This window comes from Parasphingopyxis marina (assembly GCF_014237875.1).
Lineage (GTDB): Bacteria > Pseudomonadota > Alphaproteobacteria > Sphingomonadales > Sphingomonadaceae > Parasphingopyxis > Parasphingopyxis marina.
Genome location: NZ_JACJVJ010000001.1, coordinates 1,453,062 through 1,471,995 on the forward strand (window position 1 = coordinate 1,453,062; position 18,934 = coordinate 1,471,995).

Genomic DNA, 18,934 nt, shown 5'->3' on the forward strand with positions numbered 1-18,934 from the left:
GGTGCAATTCACGCTCGACGAGTTGCGTACGGCGGCGGAGCGCGTCCACCGCGAGATGGCACCGACCCCGCAATATCCCTGGCCGCTGCTCGGCGAGCGGCTGGGCTGCGAAGTCTGGGTGAAGCATGAAAATCACACGCCGACCGGCGCCTTCAAGGCCCGCGGCGCGATCACCTATATCGACTGGCTGAAACGCGAGCATCCTGAGGTGCCGGGCATCATCACCGCGACCCGTGGCAATCACGGCCAGGCGCAGACGCGGGCCGCAATCGTGGCGGGGCTGGAGGCGGTGATCTACGTGCCCCATGGCAATTCGCAGGAGAAGAACCGGGCGATGCGCGGCTTCGGCGCCGAGCTGATCGAGCATGGCAGCGATTTCGACGAGGCGCGGGTCGAGGCCGGGCGGGTGGCCAAGGAACGGGGTCTGTGGCCCGTTCCGGCCTTCCACAAGGAACTGGCGCGCGGCGTCGCCACCTATGGGCTGGAGCTGTTCGATGCGGCGGGCGAACTCGACGCCGTCTATGTGCCGATCGGCTGCGGCTCGGGGATTTGCGGGACGATCGCTGCGCGCGACGCCTTGGGCATGAAAACCGAGATTATCGGCGTCGTTGCGAGCGGCGCGCCGGGCGCCAAGCTATCCTTCGAAGCGGGCAAGGTGGTCGAGACCAACGAGGCGCGAACCTTTGCGGACGGCGCGGCGGTGCGCGTGCCGGTGGCCGAGGCGCTGGCCATTTATGGCGAAGGCGCGAGCCGGATCGTGGCGGTGGACGATGCCGATACCGCCGAAGCGATGCGCATATTGTGGCAGGACACGCATAATCTCGTCGAGGGCGCCGGGGCGCTCAGCCTCGCCGGGCTGATAGCGGAACGCGACGCGATGGCCGGCAAGCGGGTCGGGGTGATCGTTTCGGGCGGCAATATTGATCAGTCGATGGCGGCAGAAGTGCTGGCAGGCGGGACGCCGCAGGCCTAGGCCGCGCCTTCCGGCAGTTTCGAAAGCACCGCCACCTGCAATCCGTCCGGCGCTTCGCTGAAATAGATGCGCTCGCCATGCATATCCATCGGGCCTTTGACGTCCAGGCCATTGGCTTTGGCGGTTTGCGCATAGGCGTCGGCATCGTCGACGACGATATGGAGCATCATGCCTTCGGGCATATGCTCGCTGGCCGCCCAGATTTCGGTCCAGCTCGCTTCTCCCGCCGGGAAGACGGCGCCCTGAAAGCCATCGCCTTCGCCCATATCGCGCTCGCCGATTCCCCAGCCTTTCGCGCCGAGGAAATCCGCCAATCCGCGCGCATCTTCCTCGGGTTTGACGGTGCAGAAGCGGATTCCGAAGACGGCCATGATCAATTCTCCTTGTGCGCCGCCAACATATTCATGGGGGCGGGAGTTTGCCAAGGACGCGATGCGCATTGACGGGGCGGGCCCCGGCTTGGCAAAGCGGGCGCGATGAAAAAACTGACCGGCCAAGACCGCGAAACGACCGCGAAATGGAAGCCCGCCACGCAGGCCGTGCGCGGCGGTACCGCGCGTTCCGAATGGGGGGAGACGTCCGAGGCGATCTTCCTCACCTCCGGCTACGCCTATGATTGCGCGGCCGATGCCGCGGCGCGCTTCGCGGGCGAGCAGGAGGGGATGACCTATTCCCGGCTGCAGAATCCGACCGTAGAGATGCTGGAAGAGCGGATTTCGCTGATGGAAGGGGCCGAGGCCACGCGCTGCACGGCGACCGGCATGGCGGCGATGACGGCGGCCCTGCTCTGCCAGCTGGAGCAAGGCGATCATGTCGTTGCGGGCCGGGCGCTGTTCGGATCGTGCCGCTGGCTCACCGATACGCTGCTTCCGAAGTTCGGCATCGAAACGACCACCGTGGACGCGCGCGATCCCGATCTGTGGAAAGCGGCGATCCAGCCCAACACCAAGGCCTTCTTCTTCGAAACCCCTGCGAATCCGACGATGGATGTCGTTGATATGCAAGCGGTCTGCGATCTGGCGCGGGAGAATGGCATCGTCTCGATCGTCGACAATGCCTTCGCGACGCCTGCGCTGCAAAGGCCGATGGACTATGGCGCGGATATCGTCGCCTATAGCGCGACCAAGATGATGGACGGGCAGGGCCGGGTGCTCGCCGGAGCCGTCTGCGGGACGGAAGATTTCATCCTGAACACGCTGCTGCCCTTCACCCGCAACACCGGGCCGACCTTGTCGGCGTTCAACGCCTGGGTGGTGCTCAAGGGGCTCGAAACGCTCTCGCTGCGCATCCACCGGCAAAGCGAAAATGCGCTGCATGTCGGGCGTTTCCTCGAAGCGCGGGTGCCGCGCATCCTCCATCCGGGGCTGCCCAGCCATCCGCAGCACAATCTCGCGATGAGCCAGATGTCCGCCTGCGGGCCGATCTTCTCCTTCTCGCTCGATGGCGGGCGCAAACAGGCGCACGGTCTGCTCGACGCGCTGGAGCTGGTCGATATTTCGAACAATATCGGCGATTCGCGTAGCCTGATGACGCATCCGTCCTCGACCACCCATAGCGGCCTTTCCGAAGAGGCGCGCGCGGAGATGGGCGTCGACGAAGGCATGCTGCGGATCAATGTCGGGCTCGAAGACCCCGAGGACCTGATCCAGGATCTCGACGGCGCGCTGAGGGCGGTGGGGCTGTGAACGCGCTGTTTCCCCATGCTGCACGCACCGGCGATGTCGTCGTCCGGGTCGCGGTCAGCTTCCTGCCCGAACAATCGGAACTTTCAAAGGAACGTTGGTTCTGGGCCTATCATATCCGCATCGAAAATAGCGGCGATGCCCCGGTGCAATTGCTGACGCGTCACTGGGTCATCACCGATGCCCGTGGCTACAAGCAGGACGTTGAAGGAGAAGGCGTGGTCGGCGAGCAGCCGATGATCGCGCCCGGCGAGTCCTTCGATTATGTCTCGGGCTGCCCGCTCGCGACGCCGACCGGCACGATGGAAGGCAGCTACCGGATGCTGCGTGCCGACGGTTCCCATTTCGATGCCGAAATCCCGTGCTTCCCGCTCGTCGGCCCGGCAGTCACCGGATGAAACGGACCCTTCTCCCGCTGAACGGGCTGCGCGTTTTCGATGCGGCTGCGCGGCACCTCTCCTTCACCCGGGCGGCCGACGAACTCGCGGTGACGCCGGCGGCGGTCGGCCAGCAGATCCGCGCGCTCGAGGATACGCTGGGCGTCGTGTTGTTCCGCCGCACGCCCAAGGGTCTGGAACTGACGCCCGAGGGCGAGCGCGGGCTCGATGCACTGCGCGCCGGCTTCCTGCAGTTCGAGGACAGTGTCCGGGCGATGCGGCAGGGCCAGTCCTCCAACCGCCTCACCATCGCCGCGCCGCGCGATTTCAGCCGCTACTGGCTACTGCCGCGGCTGGCGGACTATGCGAAGATCGAGCCCGACCTGCATTTCCAGCTGATCGCCGCCGACGATCCGCTCGATTTTACCGAGGCCAATCTCGACCTCGCCATTCGCCTTGTCGACGGGCCCGGCGATCTGGAAGGCGTGAAGCTGGGCGAGCCCGAAGCGGTCTGGGTCGGCGAAGGCGATCTCATCTGCTGGGAAGGCGGCAAGGCCGAGGAAATCCGGCTGATCCTTGCCGATGCGGGGCTTGCGCTGGAAGCCGCGCGGGCGGGGTTCGGACGGGCGCGGGTGCCGCGCCTGCTCGCCGAGGCGGCCGATATGAAGATCGGCGCCAGCGAAGAGGCGCGTCGCACCTATTGGCTGATGGCGCCGCTCCCGCAATGGCGGCAGAAAAAGGTGCGCGATCTGGTAGCTGCGCTGACGGCCTGATGGCTGATCTTCCGACGCTGACGACCGGAAGGCTGGTCCTGCGCGCGCTCGCCCGAAGCGACGCCGAGGCGATGCATCATTTCTTCTCCGACGAGGAAGCGATGACCTGGTGGTCGGACGGTCCGCACAAGACGCTGCAGGAGACCGCCGACTATGTGAAGGTCAATGCGAGCGGCGAACGCTATCTCACTTGGGCGATTACCGAAGATGGCGGCGAGGCGCTGGGCTGGATTGCCGTCATTCCCGGCCGCGACGGCGTTGCCGAAATCGGCTATAATCTTCGCCGCAGCCATTGGCGGCGGGGGCTTGTCGGCGAAGCGCTTTCCGAGATTATTCGCCATTGTTTCGAGGAGCGGGGATTGCGGCGCCTGACCGCCGACACCGATCCCGACAATGCCGGATCGAACGCATTGCTCGAAAAGTTGGGTTTCCAGCGTGAAGGCTATCTGCGCGAGGAATGGACGACCCATATCGGCATCCGCGACAGCATCATCTGGGCGCTTCTCAAGCGGGAATGGGAAGCGCGCTAGGCGAAGGTCGATCCGAGGGCATTTTGCGGCCGGGGCCGCACGGCCTTGCGGTACAGGTCCGGAATGAAAAACACGTCGAGCAACATCCATATCGACGCGGCGACCATGATCAGCATGCCGACCAGGGCGACGTCTCCGTCATTCTTGTCGAATGTGCTCATCCAGACGAGCAACCATCCGAAGACCCATCCGCCGACCTGCGTCACCGCCGAGCGATAGGCGCCGAGATAGAAGCGATGGGCACTGAGCGTGCAGGCCAGGAACCAGAGGAGATAGGCCATGGCCTTCGATTTTTCGGCGGCCGGTGCCGGCTGCGCCGCCGCCGCGGCCGTGAGACCCGGCCCATCGCCCGTTCCGAAATCGCCCTCTCCGGCGGCTGCGCGGGCGCGTTCGGCCTGGATAAAGGCCTCGCGCTTGCGCGCCATCTCTTCGTCGGGCTCTCCCTTGCGACCGAAAGCCGCAGTCGGCTGCGCCGTTTCGCCGGTTCCGTCCGGCTGTCCCTTGCGTCCGAAAACCGCCGATTGCATGGCCACGCTCCCTTTGCAGGCAAGGGGTTAGGCCGATTTTGCAAAGATTCGGTTTAGCGGAGCGTATCAGGCGTCGATCGCGTCTTCGTCCAGCGCTGCGGCATTTTCCTGGATGAAGGCGAAACGGTGTTCGGGGTGCTTGCCCATCAGCCGGTCGACCAGGTCTTTGACCACCGCCTGCTTTTCATAGGATTCAGGCAGCTTCACGCGGAGCAGGGAGCGGGTTTCGGGGTTCATCGTCGTTTCGCGCAGCTGCCCCGGGTTCATCTCGCCAAGGCCCTTGAAGCGCGAAACCTCCACCTTCTTGCCCTTGAACACGCCGTTCTCGATATCCTCGCGCTCGGTCTCGTCCTGCGCGTAGAGGCTCTGGCCGCTCGCGGTAAGGCGATAGAGCGGCGGGCGGGCGAGGTAGAGATGCCCGTCCTTCACCAACGGCGCCATTTCCTGGAAGAAGAAGGTCATCAGCAGGGTCGCGATATGCGCCCCGTCGACATCGGCATCGGTCATGATGACGATGCGCTCATAACGCAGCTGCGAAGGGTCGCACTGGTCGCGCGTGCCGCAGCCCAGGGCCAGGTTGATATCGGCGATTTCGGTATTGGCGCCTATCTTCGCCATCGTCGCCGAGGCGACGTTCAGGATCTTGCCGCGAATCGGGAGTACGGCCTGCGTCTTCCGGTCGCGCGCCTGTTTGGCCGACCCGCCGGCGCTGTCGCCTTCGACGATGAACAGCTCGGTGCCTTCGGGCCCGGCTTCGGAACAGTCGGTCAGCTTGCCCGGCAGACGCAGCTTGCGCGCGCTGGTCGCGGTCTTGCGCTTGACCTCTTTCTCGGCCTTACGCGCCAGCCGCTCGTCCATCCGCTCCATCGTATAGGTCAGCAGCGCCTTGCCGCGTTCCATATTGTCGGAAAGGAAATGGTCGAAATGATCGCGCACCGCATTCTCGACGAGTTTCGCGGCCTCGGGGCTGGTCAGCCTGTCCTTGGTCTGGCTCTGGAATTGCGGATCGCGCAGGAACACCGAGAGCATGAGCTCGGAGCCCGCCATGATATCCTCCGCGGTGATCCCGTTGGCCTTCTTGTTGCCGACGAGTTCGCCGAACGCGCGGATACCCTTGACGAGCGCGGTGCGCAGCCCGGCTTCATGGGTGCCGCCGTCGCGCGTGGGAATCGTGTTGCAATAATAGCTGTAGGCGCCGTCCGAATAGAGCGGCCAGGCGACTGCCCATTCGACCGAACCCTGGCTGTCGGGGAAATCCTGCTTGCCGGAGAAGAAGTCGCTGGTCGCGCACGGGCGTTCGCCGACCTCTTCCTTCAGATGATCGGCAAGGCCGCCGGGAAACTGGAAGACGGCTTCGGCCGGCGTATCGTCCTTGATCAGCTCCGGCGCGCATTTCCAGCGGATTTCGACGCCGGCGAACAGATAGGCTTTCGAACGGGCCAGCGCGTGCAGCCGCGCGGGCTTGAACATCGCCTTCTCGCCGAAAATCTCCGGATCGGGCACGAAGGAAACGCTGGTGCCGCGCCGGTTGGGCGTGTCGCCGATCTTTTTCAGCTTGGAGGTCGGCTCGCCGCGGCTGAAGCTCTGGCTGAAAACCTCCTTGTTCTTGGCGACTTCGATTACGGTATCCGAGGACAGCGCGTTGACGACGCTGACGCCGACGCCGTGCAGGCCGCCGGACGTCGCATAGGCCTTGTTCGAGAATTTGCCGCCCGAGTGGAGCGTCGTCATGATCACTTCGAGCGCCGATTTCTTCGGAAATTTCGGGTGCGGGTCAATCGGGATGCCGCGGCCATTATCGGCGATGGTCAGCTTGTTGCCGGGTTCCAGCGTCACCTCGATCCGGTTGGCATGGCCGGCCACGGCCTCGTCCATCGAATTGTCGAGCACTTCGGCGGCGAGATGGTGCAGCGCGCGCTCGTCGGTGCCGCCGATATACATGCCGGGCCGCCTCCGGACGGGCTCCAGCCCTTCCAGAACCTCGATCGAGGAGGCGTCATAGCCGTCGGACGAACCGTCCGAGCCGCCGGAAAACAGGTCGGTCATGCGCGCTTCTATAGGAATCGGGGAGTCCGGGCGCTAGCGCTCGGTCGGTGTTTTATCCCCAACATCGCGCCAAGGCTGGCCGGTAAACCGCCTGAAACGGTCGCGAAAGCGCCAGAGCGCGGTAATCCGGCGTTCGGCGATGCCGGGCAAGCTTAGCGGATCGAGGCCGGTCCAGGGGAGATAGGGATTGCGCCGCCCATAGGCCCAGATCTCGACGCGCGTCGACGGCCGCACCGAAGGCCCGCGCGCATGGAAGCCGAACGTGTCGCCGACGACCAGCGTGTTGGCGGGCACGGCGAACTGGCGGGGCGGCGGCAAGCCGAGCGCCGGCAGTTCCGCGGGTGTGACTCGAAACGATCCCCGCGAGGAAAGGCGATCGAGGCCTTCCGGTGCCTTCAGGCTCATCTGCCGTTCCCATTCCAGCCGTTCGGGGGTCAGCCGGTGCGAGCCGGGGACGTAGCAAAAGGGGCCTTCATCTTCGGCGACATCGGTGAGGAACAGCCAGGCCTTCACCGTCGGGTGGAAGGTGTCGGCGTGGAAATGGGTCTGCGGATCGGGATCGGCCTCGCGCACATGGCTGAGAATGGACTGGATATAGTTGAGCGGTTCCTGGTCGAAGCTCCCCGCATAGCGAATGAGGCCGCGCCATTCGGGATGGGCGAGCAACGAACGCAGGTCGGGGATCGCGGCGAGCAATTTGGGATCGATCGCGAAGCGCCGGGTGATGGTATCGCCCTGCACCATATCCCGCGCCGGGCCGCGATAGGCGAGAACCGTGTCGCGGAGGCGCGCAAATTCCTCGGCGGGCAGGAAATCGCGCTTCTCGACGAACCCGTTGCGATCGAAGGCTTCGCGTTCCGCCGGATCGATCAGCCGAGCGAGCCGCGCCCGCCTTTTCGCGGCCATCGCATGCGCGTGCTTCACCCGCGAGACGTGGAGGCCGCACGCGTTCAGTCGTTTCGAGCCGATCAGCGGATTCTTCGAAAAATTCTTCGCGCCGGTCGCGAGCTGCGCCAGCCACCAGGGGGCGAGAAGATAGCGGGCGGGGTTCATGGCGCCCTTTTAGCTGCGCATGCGAGAAAAGGTTAGCCGCTTCGCGCGCGGACCCATTTGAGCGCGCCTTCTTCCATACCCTTGAACTTCGGTGCGTCCTCGAGCGGCGCCGCGAGCAGCGCCGTGCCCTTGGGAAGCGCCCATTTGACCTTGTGATAGAGCTTCGAGCGGGTCAGCGGGCTCTCGACGAGCAGCAGGCCCGGCCGGAGCTCGAAATGGTCGAGCGCGAAAAGCAACTCCGCGTCGATATCGCAGCCGGGTTCGTGCCAGACGAGATAGAGCGCCACGTCGGCTTAGCGGACCCTCGGCCCGCCGAAAGGCAGCGGCGGCGGCGGGCGGCGGTCCTTGCGCGGCAGCTGCGCCTGATAGGCGCGGCCGCAATGTTCGACGCAATAGGGAAAGCCGGGGTTCACCGGTCCGCCGCAGAAATGGAAATCGGGTTCGCCGGGATGGCCCATCGGCCATTTGCAGATCCGCTCGGACAGGTCGAGCAGCCCGGTCTTCTCCTCATATTCCGGATCCAGCTTGGCGGGCACGAGGCGGCGCGGCGGCGCGGGAGGCAGCGGCGCCTGGTCGGCCGGCGACTGGCGTGTGAATCCGCCGGGGCCGATCGAGCGATATTGCTGCTGGGGCGGGGCGGGGGGCGTTGCCGTTTCGGTCGACCCGGCTTCTGCGGGCTTTTCCTGCGGTTCCGGGCTCCGGGCGGCGGGGGGCGCGGCCTTTTTCGGCGCTGTCTTTTTGGGCGCGGCCTTGGGCTTTGCCGCGGGCTTTTTCTTCGCCTTGCTGTCCTTGGCCTTTACCGGCGAGGGACGCGATTTCAGGCCAAGGCGATGCGCCTTGCCGATTACGGCGTTGCGGCTGACACCGCCAAGCTCGTCGGCGATCTGGCTCGCCGTCATGCCTTTTTCCCACATCTTCTTCAGCTGATCGATGCGTTCGTCGGTCCAGGCCATCATATTTCCTTCGTTACATTGCCAACCGGCTTGCCGGGGCGCGCGGCAGCCGATAATCGCATCCGCGATGACAGACCAGCCCAAATCGCACGCACCCGCCGCAGGAACCATTTCAGAACCCGGGGTTCCGGTGATCCCGTTCGTCAATTGGATAGGCTTGCGAACCCTATACATTAAGGAGGTTCGGCGTTTCTTCAAGGTGCAGTTGCAGACTGTCTGGGCCCCGGCGATCACGACCCTGCTGTTCCTGGTCATCTTCACCGTCGCGCTCGGCCGCGGCGGGCGGGAAGTAATGGGCGTCCCGTTCAACAGTTTCATCGCGCCGGGCCTGATCGTGATGGGCATGATCCAGAATGCCTTCGCCAATTCCAGCTTCTCGATGCTTGCGGGCAAGATCCAGGGAACGATCGTCGATCTGCTCATGCCGCCGCTATCGACCTTGGAGCTGCTCGCCGGCATCGTCGGCGGTGCGGTCACCCGGGCCCTCTGCGTCGGCGCAGCGGTCTGGGTCGCGATGTTCCTCTGGGGGATCGACGTGACCCCGGATCATGTCTGGGCGGTGCTCTATTTTGGCCTGATGGGATCGGCGATGCTTGCCTTCATGGGCGTGCTGACGTCGATGTGGGCTGAAAAATTCGATCACGCGGCCGCGGTCACCAATTTCCTTGTCGCCCCGGCGGCGCTCCTTTCGGGCACTTTCTATTCGATTGATAGGCTGGACCCCACCTTTCAGATGATCAGCCATGCCAACCCGTTCTTCTACGTGATCTCGGGATTTCGCTATGGCTTTATCGAGGTTTCGGATTCGGACGTGACGGCCGGTTTCTTCGTGCTGCTCGGCGTCAATCTGGTGCTTGGCGGACTGTGCTACCTGCTCCTTTCGCGCGGCTGGCGGATCAAGAACTGACCGGCCCCGGGGCATTTGACGGGCATTGCCGGATTCAAGTATAGAGCCCTCCCATTGGCGGCCGCGGGGGCCGCCATTTTTGCTTTTGAAGAACCGACAGGAAAGCACGATGACGATTACGCCGCTGATGCCCGTATATCCCCGGAGCCCGGTGCGTCCCGTGCGAGGCGAGGGCGCCTATCTCTATGGCGAGCAGGGTGAGAAATATCTCGATTTTGCGAGCGGCATTGCCGTCAATCTGCTCGGCCACGGCCACCCGCATCTGACCAAGAAGATCCAGGATCAGGCCGCGACCCTGATGCATGTCTCGAACATGTACGGATCGCCGCAGGGCGAGCATTTCGCGCAGCGCATCGTCGACAATAGTTTCGCCGATACGGTGTTCTTCACCAATTCGGGCGCGGAAGCGGTGGAATGCGCGATCAAGACGGCGCGCCGCTATCAATTCGCCAACGGCCATCCCGAGCGGACCAAGCTGATCAGCTTTTCGGCCGCCTTTCACGGCCGTACGCTCGGCACGATCAGCGCGACCGCCTCGGAAAAGATGCGCGAGGGCTTCGAGCCGCTGCTGCCCGGCTTCGAAGTCGTCGAGTTCGACAATCTCGATGCCGCCGATGCTGCGGTCGACGAAACCACGGCCGGCTTCCTTGTCGAGCCCGTGCAGGGCGAGGGCGGCATCCGCCCGGCCAGCAACGCCTTCATGCAGGGATTGCGCGCCTTATGCGACGCCAACGGGCTGATGCTCGTGCTCGACGAGGTCCAGTGCGGCTATGGGCGGACCGGCACCTATTTCGCCTATGAGCAATATGATATCGAGCCGGACATCCTGGCGGCGGCCAAGGGCATCGGGGGCGGCTTTCCGCTCGGCGCCTGCCTTGCCACCGAGGAAGCGGCTTCGGGCATGGTCGTCGGCACCCATGGTTCCACCTACGGCGGCAACCCGCTCGCCATGGCGGCGGGTGAGGCGGTGCTCGACGTGATCCTGGAGCCGGGTTTCTTCGAGCACGTCCGCGAGATGGGGGACCGGTTGCGCGGCGCGCTGGAACAGATGCTGCCCAATCACGACCATCTTTTCGAAGGGGTACGAGGCAGGGGCCTGATGCTCGGCATCAAGATGAAGAGCGACTGCAAGCCCTTCGTCCTGCATCTGCGCGAAAAGGGCTTGTTGACCGTGGCCGCCGCCGACGATGTCGTGCGCGTACTGCCGCCGCTCAATATCGAGGAATCGCATATCGCCGAGTTCGTCGAGGGCCTGTCGGCCGCGGCGCGGGATTATGAAGCGCCCGAAGCATGACGCGCGACTTTCTCGATCTTTACAATCTCGACGGCAACGCGCTCGCCGCGATCCTCGACGACGCGCTAACCCTGAAAGAGGCGCGCGGCCGCAAGCCGAGGGGCGCAACCGACGAATGCCCGTCGCTTCCCGGCCGCACGCTGGCGATGATCTTCGAAAAGAATTCCACCCGCACGCGCACCTCGTTCGACATGGCGATCCGTCAGCTCGGCGGGTCTTCGATGATCATGGAAGCGGGCAGCATGCAGCTCGGCCGAGGCGAAACCATCGCCGATACCGCGCGGGTGCTTTCCCGCTATGTCGACGCGATCATGATCCGTACCGACGATCACGACAAGCTGCTCGAACTGGCCGAACATGCCAGCGTGCCGGTCATCAACGGGCTCACCGATCGTTCGCATCCCTGCCAGATCGTCGCCGACATGCTGACGGTGCTGGAGCGGCTCAAGCGGCTGGCGGGCACGAAATGGACCTGGCTGGGCGACGGCAATAACGTCCTCACTTCGATCATCGAGGCGGGAAGCCTGCTCAAGTTCGACGTCGTGATCGCCTGTCCAGAAAGCCTGCAACCGCCGATGAATGTCGTCACCGAGGCGCGCGCGCGCGGCGGCTCGGTCGAGATCATGCGCAACCCGATGGCCGCGGTCGCGGATGCCGATGTGGTCGTCACCGACACCTGGATTTCGATGGGGCAAAAGGGCGGCGAGGCCAAACTCGCGGCGCTGGAACCCTTCCAGGTGACCGAAGATGTGATGGCGGCGGCGAAGGAGGATGCGATCTTCCTCCACTGCTTGCCCGCCCATCGCGGCGAAGAGGTGACCGACGCCGTGATCGACGGGCCGCAATCGGCGATATGGGACGAGGCGGAGAACCGGCTTCACGCGCAAAAATCCATTCTTCGCTGGTGTTTCGGCCTGATCGAATGACCGCGCCGACCGTCGATAGTGCGCTCGGCTTTTCGGTTCCCGCCCGCAATGCCCGCGGCCGCGTGGTCCGGCTGGGGCCGGCGCTTGGCGAGATCCTCGAAGCGCACGCCTATCCCAAGCCGCTGGCCCAGCTGCTCGCGGAGGCGCTGACCCTGGCCGCGCTGCTCGGTTCGACATTGAAGGATGCGGGCGGGCAGTTGACCCTGCAGGCGCAGACCCAGAACGGCGTCGTCGAACTGCTGGTCGCCGACTACAAGGCCGGCGAGATGCGCGGCTATCTGCGCCACAATCCCGAACGCCTCGCGATGGCCCCGGCCGATCCCTCGCTGTTCGGGCTGTTCGGGCAGGGCTATCTGGCGATTACCTTCGACCAGGCGACGACCGGCGAACGCTATCAGGGCATCGTACCGCTGGAAGGCGGCTCGCTCGGCGAAGCGGCCGAGCATTATTTCGTCCAGTCCGAACAGATACCGAGTCTGGTTCGCCTTGCCGCCGATCAGAAAGAGGACGGCACCTGGATCGCGGGCGGCATGCTGCTTCAGCATTTGCCCGAAGGCGAGGAAGGGCGCGAACGGCTGCACGTGCGCTACGATCACCCCGAGTGGGAGCATATGCGCGCGCTCGGCGAGACGATCACGGCCGAAGAACTGGCCGATCCGGCGTTGGAGCTCGAAGCGATTGTCTGGCGCCTGTTCCACGACGAGGACGAAATCCGCGTCATGGAGCCGGCGATGCTTTCAAAGGGGTGCCGCTGCGATCCCGGTCATATTCGCGATGTCGTGAGCAAGTTCAGCGCCGACGAACGCACCGATATGGCCGATGAGGAAGGCGTGATTCGCGTGGAATGCGAGTTTTGCGCGAAAAATTTTCCGCTCGAACTCACTGAATTTTAAGGCGAAACAAGGCTTTTCAGTCCCAGTTCACCTTATTTCGGCTATGAAACGGCCCAGATGGCGCAATAGTATTCTACTGTCGTGCCATCGCTATGGGAGCGAACATGCTGAACCTATCCCCACTGAAGCCGGGCCTGCTGGCCGCGGCGGGTGCCGTCCTGCTGGCGACCCCGAGCGTCGCGCAGGCGCCTTCGGCGGCGCTGGGTTCGCTGCAGGCGGGTCTGTGGCAGCTCCGCTCCATCGGCGGTTCGGCGCGCGAGCCCGCCCGTTCGATTTGCATCCGCAACGCGGCCCAGCTGCTGCAGCTCCAGCATGGCAATCGCCGCTGTTCGCGGCGCGTGCTGAGCGATAGCGCCCGCGAAACCACGATACGCTACGAGTGCCAGGGCGCAGGCTGGGGTCAGACGACGGTGCGCGTCGAAACTCCGCGGCTCGCCCAGATCGACACCCAGGGGATCGACGGGGGCAGCCCGTTCCACCATGCCTATGAGGCGCGCCGCACCGGCGATTGCTCATAAGCCTTTCGTTAAGCAATTAACCGAATGTTTACGCTGACGGCCTAGCAGGTGGGTGTGCCTTTTCATGGGGGCACGCTTTCCTCCCTAGCAGGCCGCAAGGCCAAACTTGGCCGCTCTTCGGAGCGGCCTTTTATTTTACCCGTCGGCCCTGTCCGGCTTGCGCGCGGGGCCCGGCAGGCATAGCTCCGTCGCTATGGCCGATACCCATTCGAAACTGGCGGTGTTGCTGCTTTCCGGCGGGCTCGATTCGATGGTCGCGGGCGGGCTGGCGCGCGAGCAGGGCTATCGCATTCTCGCGCTGACCGTCGACTATAACCAGCGCCACCGGATCGAACTGGAGGCCGCCGCGCAAATCGCGCGCGAGCTGGAGGCCGCGCGGCATGTCATGATCCCGCTCGATCTCGCCCAGTTCGGCGGATCGGCGCTGACCGCCGATATCGAGGTGCCGAAAACCGGGGTGGGGGACGATATCCCGATCACCTATGTGCCGGCGCGCAACACGATCTTCCTTTCGCTTTGCCTCGGCTGGGCCGAAGCCGCCGGCGCGCGCGACCTGTTCATCGGCGTCAATGCGCTCGACTATTCGGGCTATCCCGATTGCCGCCCCGCATTCGTCGAGGCGTTCGAGACGATGGCGAATCTTGCGACCAAGGCGGGCATCGAAGGCGAGCGCTTTGCGGTCCGTACGCCGCTCATGGAACTCTCCAAGGCGGAGATCGCGAAGGAAGCATCGCGGCTGGGCCTCGATGCGGGGATGAGCTGGTCCTGCTACGATCCCACGCCGGACGCCCGCCATTGCGGGCTGTGCGATAGCTGCCGGTTGCGCCGCAAGGGTTTCGAGGAGGCGGGGATAGCCGATCCCACCGACTATGCGGCCGCGCCATGAGCTACGCAGTCAAGGAACTGTTCCTCACCTTGCAGGGCGAAGGGATGCAGACCGGGCGGCGCGCCGTCTTCCTGCGTTTTGCCGGCTGCAATTTGTGGACCGGCCGCGAGGAGGACCGGAGCGGGGCGGTCTGCCGCTTCTGCGATACCGATTTCGTCGGCATGGATGGCGAAAATGGCGGCCGCTACGATGCGCCGACGCTGGCGGCGAAGGTGGGCGAGCTATGGGGATATGACCGCGAAGCGGCCTATGTCGTCTGCACGGGCGGGGAGCCCTTGCTCCAGCTCGATCCGCTGCTGATCGACGCGCTTCATGGCGAAGGGTTCGAGATCGCGGTGGAAACCAACGGCACGATCGCGGCGCCCTACGGCATCGACTGGCTGTGCGTCAGCCCCAAGGCCGGGAGCGAGGTCGTCCAGCGCACCGGCGACGAATTGAAACTCGTCTGGCCGCAGACCGGTATCGACCCCCAGGAACTCGCCGATTGGGATTTTCGGCATTTCCTGATCCAGCCGATGGATTGCGAGGACGGCAAGGAGGCCCGCGAAGCCTCGCTTGCCTTTGTCGACAATCATCCTCGCTGGCGGCTGTCGCTCCAGACGCACAAGCTGCTCGGCATTCCCTAGGGACTAATAGAGAACCGGTTTCTTGCCGCTGACGCTCGCCCAGAGCGCGCGCAGCCAGCGCCAGCGCTTATGGCCGGGTGCGGGCGCGTCTTCGCTGAGCCAGGAGACGATCTCTTCGGCTGTGCAGGGCAGGCCGGTCGGCGGATGGATATAGCGCGGATAGAGAAGCAACGTGCCGGCGACGAGTTCGTCGAGCGTCAGCCTGCGGGTGCGGCGGTCCAGCGCCAGCCGATCCTCGGTCAGCCCCCAGCCCGCGTAAAAGGGGCCGCCATAGGTGGTGACCGGCTTGCCGCGCAGCAGCGCCTCGAACCCGGCGAGCGAGGTCATGGTCGCCAGCCGGTCGCAGGCGCCAAGGCACAGGTCGATATTGGCGTTGCGGACGACCTGGTCGGCGAGCCGGTCAAGATCGGCCTCGGCAATCCCGCCCTTGCGATTGCCGGTCTCGACATCGGGATGCGGCTTGTAGACGAGATGGGCGCCGGGATAGTCGGCGCGCGCCGCTTCGAGCAGGCCAAGATTGGTCGCGATGTCCGCGGTGCCGCGCTCGATCGAGCGATCATCCTCGACCTGGCCGACGACGAGCAGGGTCTCCTTGCCGGGCACCGGGGTCAGTTCCGGCGCGTCGCCGACATTATATTTGCTGATGCCGGCGGCCACCAGGCTTTCGCGCAGCCGCGCCGCGCGCGCAGTCAATTCCGGCGGCAGGGCGCGGTGTTCGAGCGTGGTTTCGAGCCGGGAAGCGGTGTGGCGGTCATAATAGATGCCGCGATCGTCGAGCACGACCGAAGCGGGCAGGTGGAAATCCGATCCGAGGCCTCGCGAGCGCAGAAAGCCGTCCTCCATCCGCCAGACGGGCACGCTGGCGCGGGCGAGCGCGTCGCGCGTTTCGGCATCCTCCTTGCCCGACCAGATCAGGATCTTGCCGCCAGTCGCTCTCGCCTTGTGCCGGGCGGTGATCACGCTGCGATGGAATGAGATGCTGTTGCGCGGGCCCGACAGGATGTTGCGGACGGCGGCGCGCTTCCACGGCGTAAAGCCGATGGCCGCGAAATGGCCTTCGTTGCGGTCCGCCATCATTCGCCAGTGGAGCAGCCGGTCGATCGTCGCTTCCAGGGTCGTGGGCTCGCCCGAGATCGGATCGACATAGCGCGAATAGAGGAGATAGGCGGCGGCGAAGATTTCGACGGTCGAGCGTTTCGCGGTCCGCCGCTTACAGCCTATCTCGTCGCGCGTCGCGCCCCAGCCGGCATAGAAGGGCATGCCGAAACAGCGCACATCCTTGCCCTGGATCAGCGCCTCGAAACCGGCGAGGCTGGTCACGCAATAGACGCTGTCGACCTTGGCGATGATGTCGGCGGCGCGCGCTTCCTCGTCGACCAGCGTCACGCCCCGCAAACTTCGTGCAGGGATGCAGCCTTTTTTCAGGCCCGCGGCAACGGCGGGATGGCGGCGGACGATGATCTCGGCATCGGGTTCGTCCTTGCGCGCGGTTTCCAGCATTTCGGCGAAACGCCCGGTATCGGCGAGCCCGCCCTCGATCGAGGCGTCGCCCAGGGTCTGGTCGATCACGAGTACCCTGCGGCGGCTTTTTTCCGGCAGCGTGCGCGGATCGAAGGGCGGCGCGGCGTTGGTCTTGCCGAGCCCGGTCTCGGCGATCCGCTGCATCGCTGCTTCGGCGCGGGCGAGCAGTTCCGGCGTTTGCCAGCCGCCATCTTCCAGCAGCGTCTCGATTCGCGATGGCCCGCGCGCATCGTAATAGATGCCGAGATCGTCGGCGACGAGGCTGAGCGGTGGGGTTCCGGCTTCGCCGAGATCGATCGAGCGCAGGAAGCCGTCCTCAAGCGCGATATAGGGCAGGCCGCGTTTCTCGGCGAGCGCGCGGGCGTGCTTCGCGGTCGGCTTGTAGCCCCATCCGGCGATCGCGTCGGTCGCCGCCGACGGGCTGCGCCGCCTTTCGACCGAGCCTATTTCGGGCAGGAAGGCATCAAGCCGGGGCAGGGCGGCGACACCGCGGCCCGGGACGAGCAGGCTCTGCGCGGAAAGGCGGAAGTGCGGCGCGTCGGTCATCCGGGGCGGGATGGAGAGGTCGGGCCGCTTTGACAAGACCGGCCGGGAAAGCGCTGGCCGGAACGCAGCGTCAGCAGCGGCGGGTGTCGTAGCTGTCGCCGCGCCAGCAGGCATTGTCCAGGCGCGGGATCGCCGGCAGCGGCACCGGCTCGTGATAAGGCATCGTCGCGTCGCTATAGGAGATCAGGCTCGATCGCATCGCCCGCATATTATTCTGGGCGGCGAGATAAAGCTGGCCCTTGGGCTGGGCGAGTGCATCGCGCGCAGCCTGCGCCGCGGTCGTGCAGAAGGTGCGCTGCGACCCGACCCGGACATAACTCTGATACATGGTGGTCGTGTACTCATCCATGGTCGATTGCCATTGGCGGCCCGCGGTGCGGCGGAAATAGGATTTCAGCCCTTCATAGGCCGCGTTCAGCTCGTCGGCATGATGGGTGAGGATCGCGTTGTAATTGTCGACCGACATCACGCTGGGCCAGAACTGGCAGTTGAGCGCGGCAACATTGAGGCTCGACCGCAGGTTCCAGATCAGGTTGGCGCGAATATCCTCCGGCGTGCCGCCGACCATCTGCGGCACGAACAGGCCCTGTTCGTCGCCATTGACCGGTGCCGATTCGAGATCCGGCGGGTAGAAGAGGATCTGCGCCGATGCTGGCGCCGCAACGCCGAACAGGGCGGCGGTTACCGCGAGAAATTTTCCGAACTTACCCATTTTACTCTCCACTCGACGCCGGTTTTAGCCGCTTGGCGGGCGCCCGGTTAGCCGGATAATCGCAACCTGCCGCCGCTGCAGCCCCGTCTGGCGCAGCGCCGGGGACGAAAATGCCTATTCGCTATCCTCTTCGGCAGCATCGTCTTCGGCCGGGGCGCTCGGTTCGGGATCGGGTTCCCGAGAAGCGCTCGCCGCCGCCGGTGCCGGCGCGCTCGGCTCGCTACGGGAATCGGCGGGCATCCGGCTTTCCATGCCCATTTCCTCTTCGGCGCCGATCGTGCCGTCGATCAGGGTCGTGTCGTTGATCGTGCCGTCGCCTTCGCCCGGATCGACATCGGTGACGGCCGTGCTTTCGTCCGAAGTCGTGGCGTCGCCGCCGCCGCCGCATGCCGCCAGGGTGAGCAGGGCGGATCCGGCCAGAATCGTCATCGATATGCGCATCACTATCTCCCTCATCGCGCGGAATAGCCTTCGCGATTTCAGCCTACAAGGCTTTCCAGAAAGGCCGGGAAGCGCGCGGCGAGCGCATCGTCGACCACCGCCATGTCGGTGGCGAGCCCGAGTTTCTCGAGGCTGGTCACCGGATATTCGGCAATGCCGCACGGAACGATGCCGTCGAAATGGGTGAGATCGGGCGCGACATTGATCGCGAAACCGTGAAAACTGACCCAGCGCCGGATACGCACGCCGATCGCGCCGATCTTGGCTTCGGTGTCCCCGTCATCGGCCCAGATACCGATTCGGCCCTCGGCGCGACGCGCTTCGAGGCCGAGCTCGGCCAGGCTGTCGATCATCCAGCCTTCCAGCGAATGGACAAAGCCGCGCACGTCCCGCCCGCGTTCCGCAAGGTTGAGCAACACATAGGCGATCCGCTGCCCCGGCCCGTGATAGGTGTACCGGCCGCCCCGGCCTGCCGTGAAGACTGGAAAGCTTTCGGCGGACAGCAATTCTTCGGGAACCGCGCTCGTTCCCGCGGTATAGAGCGGCGGATGTTCGATCAGCCAGACAAGCTCCTTCGCCTTGCCCTCGTATATCGCCGCCGCCCGCGCTTCCATTGCGGCAAGCGCTTGGGGATAGTCGGTGAGACCGGGCGTCACGCGCCACTCGATGCCGTTCTTCTCCATCGCCCGCCTAGATGCGGGGCAGGGGCGGGCGGATCAAGGGCGTGAAACGGGGCTTGTGCGTCCGGGC

Annotated in this window: 22 protein-coding genes; 12 read left to right on the plus strand and 10 right to left on the minus strand. The window is 65.0% G+C overall.

From position 1 onward, the window contains the following. Position 1 precedes the first annotated feature (1 nt). On the plus strand, positions 2-973 hold the full coding sequence (locus H6P80_RS07250) for a threonine dehydratase (protein WP_185800625.1): 972 nt from the start codon (positions 2-4) through the stop codon (positions 971-973). Here the strand turns inward: H6P80_RS07250 and H6P80_RS07255 are convergent. Then, positions 970-1,344: a VOC family protein gene (locus H6P80_RS07255; RefSeq protein ID WP_185800626.1), complete on the minus strand. Its 375-nt coding sequence runs from the start codon at positions 1,342-1,344 to the stop codon at positions 970-972. The genes H6P80_RS07250 and H6P80_RS07255 overlap by 4 nt on opposite strands. Before the next feature lie 105 nt (positions 1,345-1,449). Between H6P80_RS07255 and H6P80_RS07260 the strand changes: the two genes are divergently transcribed. The 4 genes from H6P80_RS07260 to H6P80_RS07275 are packed head-to-tail and all read left to right on the plus strand — an operon-like array spanning position 1,450 to position 4,335. Further along, a complete protein-coding gene (locus H6P80_RS07260) occupies positions 1,450-2,658 on the plus strand; it encodes a trans-sulfuration enzyme family protein (protein WP_185800627.1) in 1,209 nt (402 codons plus the stop codon). Further along, on the plus strand, positions 2,655-3,053 hold the full coding sequence (gene apaG, locus H6P80_RS07265) for a Co2+/Mg2+ efflux protein ApaG (protein WP_185800628.1): 399 nt from the start codon (positions 2,655-2,657) through the stop codon (positions 3,051-3,053). Before H6P80_RS07260 ends, apaG begins: the two co-directional genes overlap by 4 nt. Further along, entirely contained in the window at positions 3,050-3,805 is a 756-nt protein-coding gene (locus H6P80_RS07270) for a LysR family transcriptional regulator (protein ID WP_185800629.1), read from the plus strand. The genes apaG and H6P80_RS07270 overlap by 4 nt, the downstream gene beginning before the upstream one ends. Beyond that, positions 3,805-4,335 (plus strand): GNAT family N-acetyltransferase, encoded by a 531-nt coding sequence (locus tag H6P80_RS07275; protein ID WP_185800630.1) that lies wholly within the window; start codon positions 3,805-3,807, stop codon positions 4,333-4,335. The genes H6P80_RS07270 and H6P80_RS07275 overlap by 1 nt, the downstream gene beginning before the upstream one ends. On the opposite strand, the gene H6P80_RS07280 is transcribed toward H6P80_RS07275, so the two are convergent. The 5 genes from H6P80_RS07280 to H6P80_RS07300 all read right to left on the minus strand — a co-directional run bounded on the left by H6P80_RS07280 (position 4,332) and on the right by H6P80_RS07300 (position 8,914). Next, complete coding sequence (locus tag H6P80_RS07280) at positions 4,332-4,862, minus strand: TM2 domain-containing protein (RefSeq protein ID WP_185800631.1); 531 nt, start codon at positions 4,860-4,862, stop codon at positions 4,332-4,334. The two genes, H6P80_RS07275 and H6P80_RS07280, sit on opposite strands and share 4 nt — an antisense overlap. A gap of 66 nt (positions 4,863-4,928) precedes the next feature. After that, the gene (gene parE, locus H6P80_RS07285) at positions 4,929-6,908 is read right to left on the minus strand and encodes a DNA topoisomerase IV subunit B (protein ID WP_185800632.1); all 1,980 of its coding nucleotides are present in this window, start codon (positions 6,906-6,908) and stop codon (positions 4,929-4,931) included. Between the two features lie 33 nt (positions 6,909-6,941). Continuing rightward, on the minus strand, positions 6,942-7,961 hold the full coding sequence (locus H6P80_RS07290) for a phytanoyl-CoA dioxygenase family protein (RefSeq protein ID WP_185800633.1): 1,020 nt from the start codon (positions 7,959-7,961) through the stop codon (positions 6,942-6,944). 32 nt (positions 7,962-7,993) lie between these two features. After that, positions 7,994-8,248 carry a hypothetical protein gene (locus H6P80_RS07295; RefSeq protein WP_185800634.1) on the minus strand — a complete coding sequence of 85 codons (255 nt, stop codon included), beginning with the start codon at positions 8,246-8,248 and terminating at the stop codon, positions 7,994-7,996. A 6-nt stretch (positions 8,249-8,254) separates the two neighbouring features. Continuing rightward, the gene (locus tag H6P80_RS07300) at positions 8,255-8,914 is read right to left on the minus strand and encodes a GcrA family cell cycle regulator (protein ID WP_185800635.1); all 660 of its coding nucleotides are present in this window, start codon (positions 8,912-8,914) and stop codon (positions 8,255-8,257) included. 67 nt (positions 8,915-8,981) lie between these two features. Between H6P80_RS07300 and H6P80_RS07305 the strand changes: the two genes are divergently transcribed. The 7 genes from H6P80_RS07305 (at position 8,982) to queE (ending at position 14,964) form a co-directional block, all read left to right on the plus strand. Then, positions 8,982-9,821 (plus strand): ABC transporter permease, encoded by an 840-nt coding sequence (locus tag H6P80_RS07305; protein WP_185800636.1) that lies wholly within the window; start codon positions 8,982-8,984, stop codon positions 9,819-9,821. Between the two features lie 109 nt (positions 9,822-9,930). Then, positions 9,931-11,115 (plus strand): aspartate aminotransferase family protein, encoded by a 1,185-nt coding sequence (locus H6P80_RS07310; protein ID WP_185800637.1) that lies wholly within the window; start codon positions 9,931-9,933, stop codon positions 11,113-11,115. After that, positions 11,112-12,041 (plus strand): ornithine carbamoyltransferase, encoded by a 930-nt coding sequence (gene argF / locus H6P80_RS07315; RefSeq protein ID WP_185800638.1) that lies wholly within the window; start codon positions 11,112-11,114, stop codon positions 12,039-12,041. Before H6P80_RS07310 ends, argF begins: the two co-directional genes overlap by 4 nt. Next, positions 12,038-12,934 carry an Hsp33 family molecular chaperone HslO gene (hslO, locus tag H6P80_RS07320; RefSeq protein WP_185800639.1) on the plus strand — a complete coding sequence of 299 codons (897 nt, stop codon included), beginning with the start codon at positions 12,038-12,040 and terminating at the stop codon, positions 12,932-12,934. Before argF ends, hslO begins: the two co-directional genes overlap by 4 nt. Before the next feature lie 104 nt (positions 12,935-13,038). Continuing rightward, positions 13,039-13,452 (plus strand): DUF3617 domain-containing protein, encoded by a 414-nt coding sequence (locus H6P80_RS07325; RefSeq protein WP_235973742.1) that lies wholly within the window; start codon positions 13,039-13,041, stop codon positions 13,450-13,452. A gap of 193 nt (positions 13,453-13,645) precedes the next feature. Continuing rightward, positions 13,646-14,338, plus strand: coding sequence for a 7-cyano-7-deazaguanine synthase QueC (queC, locus tag H6P80_RS07330; RefSeq protein WP_185800640.1), 693 nt, complete (start codon positions 13,646-13,648; stop codon positions 14,336-14,338). Next, the gene (queE, locus tag H6P80_RS07335) at positions 14,335-14,964 is read left to right on the plus strand and encodes a 7-carboxy-7-deazaguanine synthase (RefSeq protein WP_185800641.1); all 630 of its coding nucleotides are present in this window, start codon (positions 14,335-14,337) and stop codon (positions 14,962-14,964) included. The genes queC and queE overlap by 4 nt, the downstream gene beginning before the upstream one ends. Positions 14,965-14,967: 3 nt before the next feature. Here queE and H6P80_RS07340 read toward each other — a convergent pair whose 3' ends face one another. From H6P80_RS07340 to lipB, 4 genes are all read right to left on the minus strand, one after another. After that, positions 14,968-17,031 carry a capsular polysaccharide biosynthesis protein gene (locus tag H6P80_RS07340; protein ID WP_185800642.1) on the minus strand — a complete coding sequence of 688 codons (2,064 nt, stop codon included), beginning with the start codon at positions 17,029-17,031 and terminating at the stop codon, positions 14,968-14,970. 70 nt (positions 17,032-17,101) lie between these two features. Then, positions 17,102-17,743: a hypothetical protein gene (locus H6P80_RS07345; RefSeq protein ID WP_185800643.1), complete on the minus strand. Its 642-nt coding sequence runs from the start codon at positions 17,741-17,743 to the stop codon at positions 17,102-17,104. Between the two features lie 114 nt (positions 17,744-17,857). Beyond that, on the minus strand, positions 17,858-18,184 hold the full coding sequence (locus H6P80_RS07350; RefSeq protein WP_185800644.1) for a hypothetical protein: 327 nt from the start codon (positions 18,182-18,184) through the stop codon (positions 17,858-17,860). Positions 18,185-18,222: 38 nt separating this feature from the next. Further along, positions 18,223-18,867, minus strand: coding sequence for a lipoyl(octanoyl) transferase LipB (gene lipB, locus H6P80_RS07355; RefSeq protein ID WP_185800645.1), 645 nt, complete (start codon positions 18,865-18,867; stop codon positions 18,223-18,225). Positions 18,868-18,934: the final 67 nt, after the last annotated feature.